Origin of the sequence: Actinacidiphila acididurans (genome assembly GCF_016918855.1) — a bacterium.
Taxonomy (GTDB): domain Bacteria; phylum Actinomycetota; class Actinomycetes; order Streptomycetales; family Streptomycetaceae; genus Actinacidiphila; species Actinacidiphila acididurans.
Genome location: NZ_JADKYB010000030.1, coordinates 11,939 through 24,794 on the forward strand (window position 1 = coordinate 11,939; position 12,856 = coordinate 24,794).

The window sequence follows — 12,856 nt, forward strand, 5'->3', positions numbered from 1 at the left end:
GGGGGCGGCCCGGCGCCTGGTAGCCACACGCTAGCCGTAAACGAATACACACACAAGCACTACACCGTTGTGGCGTGGACCACGCCCTTCGTGGTCCGGAGGAACTCCTCCTCCGCGAGGCACTCGTTGCAGGTGACGATGCTCGGATCGGCAGTCCGGGCGAACACGACTTGGCAGCGGTTACACCGATGCGGCGCACTCCTCTGGGGCGGCACCGGCGGCGTCTCCTGGCCGCCGTTCTCCACCGGCTGCTCCTCGGCCTTCCTGAGCGCGTGGTCAGGCTCCCCGGCCTGACGGCGGTCCCTCCTGCGGTCCGCCAGGCGCTCGGGGCACGCTGTGCACGGCTCGCCCGTATCCACGTCTGTGCCTTCCTCGCAGCGTGGGTTCGCGCACCCGTACTGGTCGCCCCGCTTCAGGGGCCGGACCATCGCCACCGCGGCGCCGACCGGGCTCGCCAGGGTCCCGGCGTGGTGCTTCGCGGCGTATCCGTGGAGGTTCCAGCGCCGCTCGATCCGGGCGCCGAGCTGCTCCACCGTCCGGCCGGCTGCCGGTACGTCTCCGGTGAGCGCGCCGAGGATCGCGTCGGTGAGCACCGGCACCAGCGACACCCCGAGCTCCGGCGGGAACAGGTCGCACACCGCGCGGGCCTGCGCCAGCTCCTGTCGGGTGTGCCCTCGCTGTCGCCCCTTCCCCGCCTTCCCGACCTTCGCCTGGGGCGCCGGCGCCGGCCCGTCGTCCCGCTGCTGAGGGGAGGGTGGGGTCTTGCTGGACGCGGCGGAGCCGCCTGCACGCGCGCCCCCACTACCTGAGGACGAAGTGCTTCGCACGCCACGGGCGCTGCGCGCCGAAGGCGCCTCCGGTTCTACTGATAGTTCCACTGAGGGTTCACTGAGGGTTTCCAGGTCATCCTGACCTGGACCTGGGGTCATCTTGACCTGACCGCCAGGCCAAGATGACCTGACGGTCAGGTCATCTTGAACTGTCCGCAGGTCAGGGGCTGCTTTCTCGGTCTCCTCACGGTCTTCGGCGAACCCGAACTTCTCGATCAGGTTGTCGTCGTAGGGCCGGTCCGGGCGCTTCATCGAGGCCAACAGCTTCAGGTTGATCCTGGTCATGCTGCTCGTGTCCGGGCGCCGAACGGACTTCACCAAGCCCATGTCGGTCAGTTCCTTCTTCGCTCGCCTCAGCGTGCTGGCGGACATGCCGGTCTCTGCGATGAGGCGTTCCTCGCCAGGCCAGCAGAATCCGTGATCGTCGCACCGATTCGTGTAGGCGAGCAGCAGGAGCCTCTCCTTGGCATCGATTCCGTCAGCGGCGAACACCATCGCCATGTGCTCGATGCTCATCGGTCGGCCTCCGCCGTGCGGGTGCTCACGCGGTGGGTGTCTGTTCGGCGGATCGGGACTACAGGTACCCTCGTCACGAAGGGCCTTCCTTGATCGGGCTGGTCTTCTTCACGCGGCGGGTTGCAGCCCGCTGGACTTCGGACGGCCGGATGGGACTGGACCCCCACCGGCCGTTTCGTCGTATGGGCCCGACTCTGGCAGCCCCGGACGGCGCGGTCACGGCGCCTCGCCCCGCCTCCGCCGCTGCTGCTTGTCCGGCCCTCGGCCAGACCGAGGGTGCTTCCGGAAGTAGTCCAGGAAGACCCCGGTTTCCATCGTTCGGGCGTTGCTGACCTTGACGTATCGGTGCGGCCGGCCGTCGCCGAACGGCCAGTCGGCAGCGGTGCGGGCCACGTAGCGGATTGCCGTGGCAGTGGCCTCCGGGTCGATATCGAGGTCGATCAGGAGCCGGGCGCCGGTCTCGAAGGTGACGAAGACCGGCAGGGGTGGTTCTTGTTCGGTCATCGGTTGCTGCCCCCGCGGGGACTTTTACCGAGACTCGCCAAAGCGCATAGGATCACGGGGAACCTTTCCGCGAGATGGGTTCATGGGTTGGCGCTCTGGGAAGCGCTGGCCTTCGGACGGTCGGCCGGTCTGATACACCGGTCGACCGTTCTTTTGGATCAGGTACTCATCTCCCTCGGTGGGTTACTCACCGTCAACGGCGATCTCGTACGGGTAGGACACGGTGTGCCTCGGCGGGATGACGGATTCGCCGTACTCGATCAGGCGGTCCTCCCCGGCCTCGGTTGACACCCACACCAGCCACGTCATGGCGAGGACCGCGGCGCCGATCGGCAGGCCGAGAGCGTTCGCCTCACGGGCGTCCGCCCCCCGGGCGTGGTAGAAATCGCGCGCCCGGGTGCCTTGGCCCGTCACCGACTCGATCCGGCTCAGCATCGGCCCGACCTTCGACGACTCCGTGTCCAGCAACTCGGGGACGCTTTCGGCGAGTTCGGCGGGGTGCCAGGTAACCGTGAGGGCGCGCTGCTGCTTGTTCTCGACCGTCGTCCACTCCCGCCGTACGACCCGGCCGGCGTGCTCCATGTCGAACAGTTCGGCGACATACGTGGGGGCCGCGACGATCTCTGCTGCGGTCACGAAGTGGTGCTCACCGTTGGCTTCGGTCGTTCCGGTGCGTCGTGAGCGGCTTATGCGGTCCTGGGGTGAGCTTGCCTTGCTGCCCTGGCTGGCCACGACGCTGCCCCGAGATGGGGAGCTGGTGATCAGCCCCTCCACCTGGAGCTGGCTGATGGCGCGCGCTGCCGTGGCGTGGGCGACGCTCCACTCTCGGGCGATCTCGGCGACGGTGGGGAGCTTGTCCCCCTCGCTGAAGACTCCGTCGATGATCATTTGCCGATACGCGTCCGTGATCTGCATGTATGGCGGCGGCTGCCGCTGGATGCGGGGCATGAGCCCTGTCTCCTCCTGTATCTCGCATGTCAGTACGCAACGGCTTCAGCGTAGCCCCTTGCATCTCGCGTTCTAGTATGACAGCATTCTAGAACAAGAGGCAAGGCTTAGAAATGCAAGCGGCCCCCAACCGGTGCGTCAACACCGGCAGGAGGCCTCGGAGCCGCCCCTACCTGCATGCACAGGAGGAGTGATCCCTGATGACGGATCGTACCGAGACCAAGCCCAGGCGCACGACCAACAACGCGCCGATTCCGATGCCCGGCCGGCTGGCCGTGGACTTCTACGACAACCTGCTGAAGGCCCAGAAGCAGGGCCCCCTCGATCAGCAGCGGCCCGGCACCGCGGTCACCGCGACCGGCCGGATCACCCTGGTGAAGCCGCTGGACAGTGGCCGCGTCCACGTGGTCCTGACCGACACCGACAAGAACTCCGCCCTGATCGACTTCGGCCCGTCCGCGGCGGACAAGGTCTGGCCCCTGCTGAAGCAGGGCGCCCGGCTCACCGTCGCCGGCCACGTGACCGGCGCCCGCCCCTTGGTCCCGGCCGGCATCGCCGGCTACGACGCCCAGATCGCGGGTGCCCGGTGACCGCCCCCACCATCGCCCCGGCGGCGCGGCCCGTCCCGAAGCCGGCACCCCGGGGGCAGCACATGGGCCGGATCACCGAATGCGGCCCGCTCGTCCCGGACAGCATGGCGACTGGCGTCATGACGCTCCCGACCGGCCGTACGATCCGGTGGCGCGCCTCCGCCGACTTGGTGCTGGAGTGCGCCGAGGCGTTCAACGGCTCCCGGATCGTTGCGTCGGGCCACATCCTCCACAACGGCACGATGAACATCGGCTCCGTCCGTGCCGCGTTGCCGGGGGAGTGGGAGCGGCGCATCGCCGACATCATTGCGAGCCGCTACAGCGAGCCCCGGCAGGACCCGGCGCAGGAGCTGAAGCGCCGCGAAGACATCACCCGGGTGCTCACCACCTTGGTCGAGGAGACGGTCGCCAGCCGTCCCCTGGACCCGGAGAAGGTTGCCAAGTCCGCGAAGGCGGCGGCCGCGAAGCGCAAGAAGAAGATCGCGCTCGCCGAACGGGACGGTCTGGAGTGCGCCCTGTGCCACCGGCCGCTCTCCAACGCCTTGGAGGGCCGACTGCACCACATGGTCCCGTACGAGCTGTACCCGACGTGGGCCAACTCGGCACTGGTCTTGGCCTGCCCCGACTGCCACGAGAACACGGCCAAGCGGGTGCCGATCCTCATGGCCCTGCTGATCGCCCGTGTCTTCGGGATCGAGGCGTCCCAGTGACCGCCCCCGCCCCCGCCGCCACGGTGGTGCCGCCGCTGGACGACGAGATCGAGGGCATCGCCGACGACCTCACCGGCATCCACCCGGGCGTGGACTTGATCCGCGACGGTCTCCTGACCCTGGTCCAGAGCGGCCTGACCCGCGGTCAGACCCTCACGGTCCTCGCCACCCTCGGCGGGTCCGAGGGCGCCGATGTCGTCAGCCTCCTCGCCGCCGTGATCGCCCGACTCGCGAACCCCGACGCCAACCCCGGCCTGGCCGGCCCCGGTGGACTGTCCGCCGGGGACGGCGACAACGCCCGCCGGATCGGCGAGGCCATCGTCACGGATGTTGCCTACTCCTGGCCCCGCGACCTCGTCGGGGACGCCATCGCCCACATCGACCCCTACGCCCCCGCCCCCTACCCCGCCGACACGCACCACGACGTGGCGAAGGGAGGCGAAACGCGATGACGGACGAGGAGCGCGCCGAGCTCAGCCGCCGGGTCGCTGAGGCGAACAAGCGCAGCGGAAACGGCCGCTGACCAGACCGGGGCCCGGCGGACAGTCGCAGCACCGCCGGGCCCCACCCCCCACCGTGCACCACCCGCCCCCCGCGCCTGATGGCCGCGGTGTCGCCCCCGGGCCCCGCCCGGCCGGGGACGGCACCGGCCCCTCAGCACCCGCAGATAACCCGCTCCGACCTCGAACCCCGGAAGGACTCCCGATCATGCCGCTCGCCATTCGGGCACTCATCGCCCCCCGCAAGCGAGGCCACACCTACGGCTTCAGCCGGATCGAAGAGTGGCGCCACCTGCGCGACTTCAACCGCCGATGCAAGCAGATGCGAAACAACCCTCCCGACGCTCCCCTCGCTATCGAGATCGAAGGTGAGGACGTCAAAGCGATCGAGGCCATGGTCTGGGCCTGCGACGACTCGTGGAACCGCAACCGCCCCGACGCCCCCATGTACCACGACGACCTGGTCAAGCAGCTGTACGAGCGAGTCGGCGCGGCCACCACGACCGATGCCGCGCAGATGACCGTGCCGCTGTACGAGTACGAGATCAGCAGCCTGGAACTGATGCTGCCTCTCCTCAGCCGGTACGGCGGCGCCGCTGACAACCGGGCCGCCCGGCACCTGCTCAACAAACTGCACGCCCTTCAGGGACGGGCCCGCGTCATGCGGACTTTGGGCGGCATCCCCGTAACCCGCCCCGCGATCGAACGCTGACCGTGCCCTTGACCCCCGGCCCACACGGACCGGGGGTGACGAGAACGGCCAGCACTCACCCGCCAAATCCGCCGAACCGACCAGGAGACCCAGCTCCCGATGACCAGCACCCTCACCCGCCTCGGCGCCTTCGGCGTCCTGCGGCAGGAGGCCGCGGCGCTGCTGCCCGGCACCTCCGCCCGGCACCACCGCCGCGCCTACCGCGAGAACGTCGCACGCCTCATCGATCTGTGGGACGAGCTCGACCAGACCTGGCGCGCGGACGCCTGCGAACTCATCCTCAACGACCTCGCCGACACCCTGTCCCGCCTCGGCCGCGCCTACCGCGAGGGATGGCGCGGCCGGCGCGGCACCCGCCAGATCGCCGCCGACTACGACACCTCCGCCACCCTGCTGGAACTGATCGCCACCACCGAACAGAAGCCGCCGGCCCGCCGCAAGCACGCCTCGCAGGACTGGGAGGACGCCTTCGGCGACACCCTCGACGACCTCGCCTACACCTTCGCCCTGGACGAGCGCGCCGCCACCCTCACCCGCCTCTACCTGGCCGCCCACACCGCCATCGGCGACCCGGCCGACGTCATCGCCCGACTTTCCACCGCCTACTGCCGCGCCCACATCAACCGCCAGGCCAACGCCACCACCACCGACCTGGAGAACGCCTTCGGGGAGGCGGTCCGGTGACCCCCGCCGACGCGCACGCCCTCGCCATGGCCGAGCAGACCGGCGCCGACGGCATCTACACCGACTGGCACCAGGCCCTGAAGGACGCGGCCGCCACCTGGGGCGCCGAAGGCCAGGCCCGCCCTTCCGGCCTCACCGCCCGCGGCGAGCAGGCCCTCGCCAGTCTCACCGACCGGCTCGGCCTCACCACGTCGACCACCACCACGGCCGCCACGACCACCGGCCGTACGGACGCCGCCGCGGCGGGACGGAGCGCCGCCTGATGACCACCACCATCCAACCCACCGCGACCCCGGCCACCCCGGTGTTCGCGACGGTGCCGGCCAACCTCCCCGAGAACACGATCGCCGTATTCGGGACCCTGGGCGGCACGGTCGTCGCACTCACGAAGGACCCCGAGACCTTCCGCACCAACACGGCGGCGTTCGCCTGGGTGTGCCTGGGCTGCGGCTCCCAGTCCGCCTACGCCCACCCCCGGGAAACCGCCCGCGACAGCGCCAACGGGCACGCCGGCCAGTGCCGCTCCCTGCCCATGCCCCCGGCGCCCGCGCCGATCCTTGCGCAGGTCGAGATCACCTCCTTCGGCTACCTCCACGGCACACCCCCCACCGCCCACATCACCGTCGACCTCCGCCACCACTACCGCGACCCCCACGTACGCCCCGAACTGCGCCACCTCACCGCCCACGACCAGACCGTCCGCGACACCGTCCTCGGCACGGCCGGCATCCCGGCCCTCCTCGACTCCCTCACCGCCACCATCGCCGCCTACGCCGCCGGCCCCCGCACCGGACCCATCACCATCGCCGTCGGCTGCGCCGGCGGACGCCACCGGGCCGCGACCGTCGCCGCCGAACTCGCCCACCGCATCCCCGGCGCCACCCTCATCCACCGCGACCTCCACCAGTCCGTCGTGGAGCGGTAATGGCCGACTCCGACCCCACCGGCCTCCACGACGGCGCCAACAACCCCCCGGCATCCCCCGACCCGCCCCAATACCCCACCCCCGCACCCACGATCGTCGACGACGAGGAGGCCAAACCCCAATGACCACCGCCCCGCCCGCCCCGCAGGCCCGGCCCAACCCGGCCGACCCGCCCGCCGCCACCCCGCGGCACGGCGGGACGGGGCTCCCGACCATAACCACACCCCCCACCCACAAGCCCCCGGCGCCCGCAGAGCCGAGCACCATTCAGCAGGCCAGCGTGGCCCACCACGAACACCGCATCGCCACCCTGGAAGCCCACGCCGCCGCCATGACGAACAGCGCCCCCACCCCCCGGCCCCGCACCACCCCGGCACCGGCCAGCAGCCCCGAGAAGCAGACCGAGCCCAAGCGGCCCCTCGTCGACCGCTTCGGCCCCAAGGTCGCCCTCGCCGCCGCCGTCGGCCTCACCGCCTCCGGCGAATACCAGCTCGCCCACCTCGTCGGCTTCCCCGGCATCATCGCCGCCCTCCTCCCCACCGCCATCGACGTGTACGTCATCCAGGCCATGCGCCGCCACCGCGACGTCGCCGCCGCCCTCATCCTCATGGTCGCCACCAACGCCCTCTACCACCTCGCCGCCGCCGGCCTCTTCGGCGTCACCTCCCACCCGGCCGCCAGCCACATCGCCTACACCGCGAAGTGGTGGCTCATCGTTGCGGTCGCCGCCGTCGCCCCGTTCATCGTCTGGCGCATCCACCGCATCACCGAGACCAAGACCCAGTCTCACCGCCGCGCCGCCGCACGAGAGACCACGGCGGAGACCAGTCCCCGCACCGAGACCACGGGGACCGAGACTCAGGTCTCCACCCGCGAGACCAGCCGTGAGACCGCGCTGGAAACCAAGCGTGAGACCGAGACCAGGGCGCCCGAGACCAGCGAGACCAACCACCGGGAGACCCCAGTCCCGCAGACGGTGCGCGAGACCAAGCCCACGGAGACCAAGACTGAGACCCGCTCTCCCCGCCCGGTCCCGACCCGCCGAACCAGCGAGACCACCACCCCGACCGTCACCGGAATCGGAGACCGCGAGACCGAGATCAACCACCTCCTGGACCTCATGCGGTCTCGCGGAGGCGCCGACAAGGTCTCCCTCGACGACGCCATCACCGAGACCGGGCGGCCGCGGTCCACGGCCGCCAAGCGCCTCGCCACCGCGCGAGACCTCTACGCCAAGACCGCCTGACCCTGCACCGAAGGAGTTTCGCCATGGCCGCCCCCGACTACGACCTCCACCCCTCCGGCCCCGGCCCGCGCCGCCTGGCCCCCGCGGCACCGCCCCGGCCCACCGCCCCGCCGACACCCCCCACGCCCCCGGCCGCCGCCGGGCCGTCGCCGACCGCGCGGGCCCGCCACGAGCGGCGCGGCAAGACCGTGAACAAGACCCGCAACGGCGGAGGCTTCAACCCGTCCTTCAACCCCGGCGTCAACATCACCGTCGTCAAGCAGAGCGGCGGCTCCGGAGGAAACGGCGCAGGCCAGGGCGGCACCACGGCCGGCCCGTCCGGCACCGGGTCGTCCGGCACCCCCGGGTCGGCCTTCATGAGCAACGAGGACATCCGCACCTTCGCCGAGCACGTCCGAAGGGGCGCCCGGGCCCGGGCCACGGAGCGGGCCATGGACGCCGAGCAACTCGAGGAAGTCCTGCGGCACATCCCCGACCTCAACGGCTCCATCGGGGGCGCCCGCATGCGGGCCCGCCGCGTCTCCAAGCACCTGAAGCGGATCGCCAAGGCCGAGCAGGTCATCGCCAAGGAAGCCGCCGCCGCGTACGCGTCCTTCGAGCGCGAGTACGACTCCAACGCCCGCACCGTCAGCAAGGGCCGCACCCCGCCCCCGCCCCGCGCAAAGTTCTCCTTCAACTGACCCCCGACCCGAACGCCCCGCACCCCTGACACCCATCCCACCTGCACTAACACCCCTCTGACAGGAGTCCTGACACCATGGCTGACAGCCTGAAGGCCGACCTCTGGAAGGCGGCGAAGCACCAGCGGACACGGCCGTGGCTGGCAGTCATCGCCGAACTCCCCGCCTCCGTCGGCGCCCACGCCCTATGGGGCCACAGCCCCCTCGCCGCCGCCGGACTCACCGTCGCCTCCGGCCTCATGACCGCCACCACCTGGTGGGCCGGCAAAGGCACCAGCGACCAGCGGCGGCGCCACGCCACCCTCACCACCGGCGCCGCCAGCGGATTCCTCCTGCTCGGCACCATCACCAACCCGGTCAGCCCGTTCATGCTGTCCACCTGGGCCATCGGCGGGGCCGTCACCGCCGGCGGCTGGAACATCCGGCAGATCCTCCGCACCAACCCCGACAACCAGCACGGCCAGCCGGCCGCGATCGAGCAGGGCATCCTCACCAAGGCCATCGGCCAGGCGAAGGTCCAGCTCAGGGGCACCCCGAAGGTCGAACCGAACAAGGTCACCGCGCCGATCCAACTCGCCCCCGGCGAGGTCACCACCGACGAACTCGGCAACCGCGTCAAGCACATCGCCGCCGAGTTCGGCGTGGCCCCCACTGCGGTGCGGATCCTGCCCGACCCCGACCGCGGCGACCGCGCCACCCTCGTCGTCGTCCCCCAGGACATGCTCAAGCAGCCCACCGACTGGCCCGGCCCCTCCAGCCCCGGCGGCTCCATCACCGAAGCCATCCACATCGGCCTGTACGAGGACGGCGCCCCCGCCGTCCTGTGGTTCCCCTCCGGCCTGGGACGCAACGCCACCCACTTCCTCACCGCAGGCATGAACGGCTCCGGCAAGAGCGCGGGCCAGTCCGTCGCCATCACCGAAGCCCTGACCAGGTGCGATGTCGTCGTGTGGGCCATCGACCCGTCCAAGGGCATGCAGACCTTCGCCCCGTTCCTGCCCTACCTGGACTGGGTCGAGATGACCCTCAAGGGCGGCGAAGCCATGATCTCCGCACTCTCGGACGTCATCACCGCCCGCGCCAACGAACTCGGCCGCAACGGCTTCAAGAACTGGACCCCCGACGCGTTCGAGCAGCTCGGCATGCCCTACATCATCGTGTGGATCGAAGAGGCCGCGAAGTTCTTCCGCGAGGGCACCGAGATGGAAGGCCTGGTCATGGAGGCCCGCTCCGCCGGGATCTCCGTCATCGTCTCCCTCCAGCGCCCGTCCTCCACCAGCATGCCCACTGACGTGCGGGAACAGCTCGGCGGCGCCCTCGTCTTCGGCGTCAAGGGCTCCACCACCGCCGACATGGCCCTGCCCGACGACGTCCGCGACGCCGGCGCCCGCCCCGAAGCCTGGGAGAACCGGCGCCCCGGCTACGCCTACCTCGTCGCCCCCGGCGTCGACGAGGACCGCTACGCCACCCCGCTGCGCACCTACCGCATCGACGACGACGCCATCGCCGGAGTCCTCGCCGTCACCCACCGCCCCACCCTCGACCCCGTCACCACCGCCGCCGCCGGCCAGGCATACGCCGACCGCACCATCTACGAGCCCGACGTCTACGCCCCTGACACCGACCTGACCAGCACCGACACCCACACCGACGACTTCGGAGGGCCGGACATGCCGGGCGCCGACGACCTCGAGGACGCCATCCTCGCCAGCGTGGAACGCGACATCCGCGCCGGAGAAGACGAGGACGACGACACCCCCGACCCCGTCGTCGACCCCACCAAGGAAATCCCCGCCCCCGCCACCACCTGGACCTTCGGCACCGCCACGGCGACCACCGCCAGCAGCAACGACGAGATCACCACCGAACAGGCCGTCGCCGCCGTCCACGCCCTCCTCGACGAATTCCGCAAGGCCGGCTACGACACCCTCGGCCCCCGCGACTTCAAGCCCTACCTCGGCGGCGACGGCTACATCGGCCGCTCCCGCGCCTGGCTCTCCCCGCGCCTGGCCGAACTCGCCGAACAGGGCATCCACCTCGCCGACACCGACACCCCCGGCGTCTACCGCCTCCTGTACCCCGAACTCCAGCCCGCCTGACCAGGAAGGACACCACCATGGGCAACGCCCACTACACGATCACCCGCAACGGCGAGGAGATCGAAGCCGGCTACGCCGTCGAAACCGTCTGCGAGGAGTCCGGCTGCACCGAGCAGATCGACCGCGGTCTCGGCTGCCTCTGCGGCCAGACCCCCGGCGGCGACGAGTACGGATGCGGCGGCTACTTCTGCGGCCAGCACCTGCACATCGGGCCCTCCGAGGACACCGGTGACCTGTGCGCCCGCTGCTACGACGCCGCCGACAACGAGGAGGCACCCGCCTGACCTGCACCGACACCGGCTGACAGCCCAACACGCCCACCACGGGCCGTCAGCCGGTATCAGCCCCCGGTATCAGCCCGGCTGTCAGGCCGCCCACCTCTACGTAACGCGCGCGCACGCGCGCGAGCCGCCCCCCCTGACACCCCGACCCGCTGACACCACCCGCCGCCCAGCCGGACCCGCCACCAACCACCGCCGAGGACACCCCATGCCCCAACCACGCAACGCCGCGGTCCTCACCGCCGCCCTCAGAAGCTGGGCCACCACCACCCGCGACCCCGACGGCCACGACGTCGCCCGCGTCGAATTCCGGCAGGCACCCGACTGGGCCCCGGTCGGCAAAACCCCCCTCACCGGCCAGCAGGTCGACCGGCTCCTCACCATCCTCCGCGCCGACCTCATCCCCCCGCGCCGCAACACCCCCACCCAGGCAGCGGCCGCCGTCGACCAGATCATCGCCGAATGGCGCGCCGAAGGCCGCACCCGCATCCGCCCCACCGACCTCATCGGCCAACTCCCCAGGATCGGCCAGACCCGCGCCTGGCTCGCCCAGCACCTCACCCACCTCGTCGACTCCGGATACCTCCACGAGACCCGCCGCCCCGGTACCTACCGCCTCTGACCACCCGCCAGGAACCCGCCATGGACCAGCCCTTACCCACCCCCGCCGACGACACCGCGGAACCCGACCCGGCCGCTGAGGCCGCCGACGCCACCACGCCGGACGACGAGCCCACCGCCAAGGCCGTCCTGGCCCGCCTCAACCCGGCACTGACCGACTCCCCACTACGCCGCCACCTCCGCGCGGCCGGCCTCGAAGCCCCCTTCGGCATCGACACCACACCGCCACCCGCACCACCCACCCAGGAGACCTGACCCCCATGCCCGGCGCCAGCCCCGACCCGGACCTGCTCGACCAGCAGGCCGCCGCACTCATCGAGTCGGCGGCCTGGCAGGCCGTGCTCGACGGCTGGCACACCACCGCACCCGAACCCACCACGCCGCCCGCACCGGACCAGACGGCACCCGCCTCCGGCGGCCCGTACGACCGGCCCGGCCGGGGGAGCGGCGCCGACCTCGTCGGCCAAGTCCCCGGCCTCCTCCTCACCAAGACCACCGCGCAGCTCGTCCGGGAGGCCGGTATTGTCACCGGGCCCGCCCCCGCCGACCGACAACTTCCCGGCCGGCTCGCCGCCGTCCTTCCCGACCGCCTCCACACCTGGCGCCGCCTGTACCAGCCCGACATCAAACCGTCCGTACAACTCGGCTGGGCCGCGACCGTCTTGACGGAGTGGGGCTGGCAGGCGCGGCCGTACCGGCTCCGGGACGCCCGCGGCGCCCGCTGCGTATGCGGCGCCATCCTCGCCGCCGAACGCCTCGGCCACGGCTCCCGCGCCACCACCGACCACTCCGCCGCCTGGGTCATGGTCGAGTTGAAGGGACGCGGATGGCCCGGTCTCATCGGTGAGTGGAACCGGCAGCCCGGCCGCACCGCCGACCAGGCCATCGCCCTCGTCACCGCCGCCGCCCACCGCGCGACTCAGGCCGGCTACTGACCGCGCGTGTAACTCCTGGTCACCTCGGGAGGTAGTCGGCTACGCTGGGCGCGTCGCACGCGGCATGCACTTAAC

General features: G+C 71.3%; 18 protein-coding genes. 15 read left to right on the forward strand and 3 right to left on the reverse strand.

Annotated features, from left to right (window positions below):
- Positions 1-59 precede the first annotated feature (59 nt).
- The 3 genes from ITX44_RS36400 to ITX44_RS36410 all read right to left on the reverse strand — a co-directional run bounded on the left by ITX44_RS36400 (position 60) and on the right by ITX44_RS36410 (position 2,798).
- Positions 60-1,346 (reverse strand): helix-turn-helix domain-containing protein, encoded by a 1,287-nt coding sequence (locus tag ITX44_RS36400; protein WP_205363529.1) that lies wholly within the window; start codon positions 1,344-1,346, stop codon positions 60-62.
- Between the two features lie 216 nt (positions 1,347-1,562).
- Positions 1,563-1,850: a hypothetical protein gene (locus tag ITX44_RS36405; protein WP_205363530.1), complete on the reverse strand. Its 288-nt coding sequence runs from the start codon at positions 1,848-1,850 to the stop codon at positions 1,563-1,565.
- Between the two features lie 183 nt (positions 1,851-2,033).
- Positions 2,034-2,798, reverse strand: a complete 765-nt coding sequence (locus ITX44_RS36410; protein ID WP_205363531.1) for a GntR family transcriptional regulator — start codon at positions 2,796-2,798, stop codon at positions 2,034-2,036.
- A gap of 200 nt (positions 2,799-2,998) precedes the next feature.
- On the opposite strand from ITX44_RS36410, the gene ITX44_RS36415 reads away from it, so the two are divergent.
- The 15 genes from ITX44_RS36415 (at position 2,999) to ITX44_RS36480 (ending at position 12,781) form a co-directional block, all read left to right on the forward strand.
- The gene (locus tag ITX44_RS36415) at positions 2,999-3,388 is read left to right on the forward strand and encodes a hypothetical protein (RefSeq protein ID WP_205363532.1); all 390 of its coding nucleotides are present in this window, start codon (positions 2,999-3,001) and stop codon (positions 3,386-3,388) included.
- Positions 3,389-3,507: 119 nt separating this feature from the next.
- Positions 3,508-4,098 (forward strand): HNH endonuclease, encoded by a 591-nt coding sequence (locus ITX44_RS36420; protein ID WP_205363533.1) that lies wholly within the window; start codon positions 3,508-3,510, stop codon positions 4,096-4,098.
- Complete coding sequence (locus tag ITX44_RS36425; protein WP_205363534.1) at positions 4,095-4,550, forward strand: hypothetical protein; 456 nt, start codon at positions 4,095-4,097, stop codon at positions 4,548-4,550. The genes ITX44_RS36420 and ITX44_RS36425 overlap by 4 nt, the downstream gene beginning before the upstream one ends.
- Positions 4,551-4,806: 256 nt before the next feature.
- Positions 4,807-5,310, forward strand: a complete 504-nt coding sequence (locus ITX44_RS36430; protein ID WP_205363535.1) for a hypothetical protein — start codon at positions 4,807-4,809, stop codon at positions 5,308-5,310.
- Positions 5,311-5,409: 99 nt separating this feature from the next.
- Positions 5,410-5,994 (forward strand): hypothetical protein, encoded by a 585-nt coding sequence (locus ITX44_RS36435; RefSeq protein ID WP_205363536.1) that lies wholly within the window; start codon positions 5,410-5,412, stop codon positions 5,992-5,994.
- Positions 5,991-6,257: a hypothetical protein gene (locus tag ITX44_RS36440; RefSeq protein WP_205363538.1), complete on the forward strand. Its 267-nt coding sequence runs from the start codon at positions 5,991-5,993 to the stop codon at positions 6,255-6,257. The genes ITX44_RS36435 and ITX44_RS36440 overlap by 4 nt, the downstream gene beginning before the upstream one ends.
- The gene (locus ITX44_RS42890; protein WP_307795652.1) at positions 6,257-6,919 is read left to right on the forward strand and encodes a RapZ C-terminal domain-containing protein; all 663 of its coding nucleotides are present in this window, start codon (positions 6,257-6,259) and stop codon (positions 6,917-6,919) included. The genes ITX44_RS36440 and ITX44_RS42890 overlap by 1 nt, the downstream gene beginning before the upstream one ends.
- Positions 6,919-7,044, forward strand: a complete 126-nt coding sequence (locus tag ITX44_RS42445; protein WP_265934368.1) for a hypothetical protein — start codon at positions 6,919-6,921, stop codon at positions 7,042-7,044. Before ITX44_RS42890 ends, ITX44_RS42445 begins: the two co-directional genes overlap by 1 nt.
- Entirely contained in the window at positions 7,041-8,165 is a 1,125-nt protein-coding gene (locus ITX44_RS36450; protein WP_205363539.1) for a hypothetical protein, read from the forward strand. The genes ITX44_RS42445 and ITX44_RS36450 overlap by 4 nt, the downstream gene beginning before the upstream one ends.
- A 23-nt stretch (positions 8,166-8,188) precedes the next feature.
- On the forward strand, positions 8,189-8,845 hold the full coding sequence (traA, locus tag ITX44_RS36455) for a plasmid transfer protein TraA (protein WP_205363541.1): 657 nt from the start codon (positions 8,189-8,191) through the stop codon (positions 8,843-8,845).
- A gap of 77 nt (positions 8,846-8,922) precedes the next feature.
- Complete coding sequence (gene traB / locus ITX44_RS36460; protein ID WP_205363543.1) at positions 8,923-10,944, forward strand: plasmid transfer protein TraB; 2,022 nt, start codon at positions 8,923-8,925, stop codon at positions 10,942-10,944.
- 17 nt (positions 10,945-10,961) lie between these two features.
- The gene (locus ITX44_RS36465; protein WP_205363544.1) at positions 10,962-11,228 is read left to right on the forward strand and encodes a hypothetical protein; all 267 of its coding nucleotides are present in this window, start codon (positions 10,962-10,964) and stop codon (positions 11,226-11,228) included.
- 205 nt (positions 11,229-11,433) lie between these two features.
- Positions 11,434-11,847 (forward strand): hypothetical protein, encoded by a 414-nt coding sequence (locus ITX44_RS36470; RefSeq protein ID WP_205363545.1) that lies wholly within the window; start codon positions 11,434-11,436, stop codon positions 11,845-11,847.
- Positions 11,848-11,867: 20 nt separating this feature from the next.
- Entirely contained in the window at positions 11,868-12,101 is a 234-nt protein-coding gene (locus ITX44_RS36475; protein ID WP_205363546.1) for a hypothetical protein, read from the forward strand.
- 5 nt (positions 12,102-12,106) lie between these two features.
- Positions 12,107-12,781 (forward strand): DUF6197 family protein, encoded by a 675-nt coding sequence (locus tag ITX44_RS36480; protein ID WP_205363547.1) that lies wholly within the window; start codon positions 12,107-12,109, stop codon positions 12,779-12,781.
- The last annotated feature ends 75 nt before the right edge of the window (positions 12,782-12,856 follow it).

Coding starts and splice junctions, on each gene's coding strand:
- ITX44_RS36410 (WP_205363531.1), bottom strand. CDS start 2,798: ATGCCCCGCATCCAGCGGCAGCCGCCGCCATACATGCAGATCACGGAC.
- ITX44_RS36400 (WP_205363529.1), bottom strand. CDS start 1,346: ATGAGCATCGAGCACATGGCGATGGTGTTCGCCGCTGACGGAATCGAT.
- ITX44_RS36420 (WP_205363533.1), top strand. CDS start 3,508: ATGACGCTCCCGACCGGCCGTACGATCCGGTGGCGCGCCTCCGCCGAC.
- ITX44_RS36435 (WP_205363536.1), top strand. CDS start 5,410: ATGACCAGCACCCTCACCCGCCTCGGCGCCTTCGGCGTCCTGCGGCAG.
- ITX44_RS36430 (WP_205363535.1), top strand. CDS start 4,807: ATGCCGCTCGCCATTCGGGCACTCATCGCCCCCCGCAAGCGAGGCCAC.
- ITX44_RS36405 (WP_205363530.1), bottom strand. CDS start 1,850: ATGACCGAACAAGAACCACCCCTGCCGGTCTTCGTCACCTTCGAGACC.
- ITX44_RS36475 (WP_205363546.1), top strand. CDS start 11,868: ATGGACCAGCCCTTACCCACCCCCGCCGACGACACCGCGGAACCCGAC.
- traB (WP_205363543.1), top strand. CDS start 8,923: ATGGCTGACAGCCTGAAGGCCGACCTCTGGAAGGCGGCGAAGCACCAG.
- ITX44_RS36480 (WP_205363547.1), top strand. CDS start 12,107: ATGCCCGGCGCCAGCCCCGACCCGGACCTGCTCGACCAGCAGGCCGCC.
- ITX44_RS36450 (WP_205363539.1), top strand. CDS start 7,041: ATGACCACCGCCCCGCCCGCCCCGCAGGCCCGGCCCAACCCGGCCGAC.
- ITX44_RS42445 (WP_265934368.1), top strand. CDS start 6,919: ATGGCCGACTCCGACCCCACCGGCCTCCACGACGGCGCCAACAACCCC.
- ITX44_RS36415 (WP_205363532.1), top strand. CDS start 2,999: ATGACGGATCGTACCGAGACCAAGCCCAGGCGCACGACCAACAACGCG.
- ITX44_RS42890 (WP_307795652.1), top strand. CDS start 6,257: ATGACCACCACCATCCAACCCACCGCGACCCCGGCCACCCCGGTGTTC.
- ITX44_RS36470 (WP_205363545.1), top strand. CDS start 11,434: ATGCCCCAACCACGCAACGCCGCGGTCCTCACCGCCGCCCTCAGAAGC.
- traA (WP_205363541.1), top strand. CDS start 8,189: ATGGCCGCCCCCGACTACGACCTCCACCCCTCCGGCCCCGGCCCGCGC.
- ITX44_RS36465 (WP_205363544.1), top strand. CDS start 10,962: ATGGGCAACGCCCACTACACGATCACCCGCAACGGCGAGGAGATCGAA.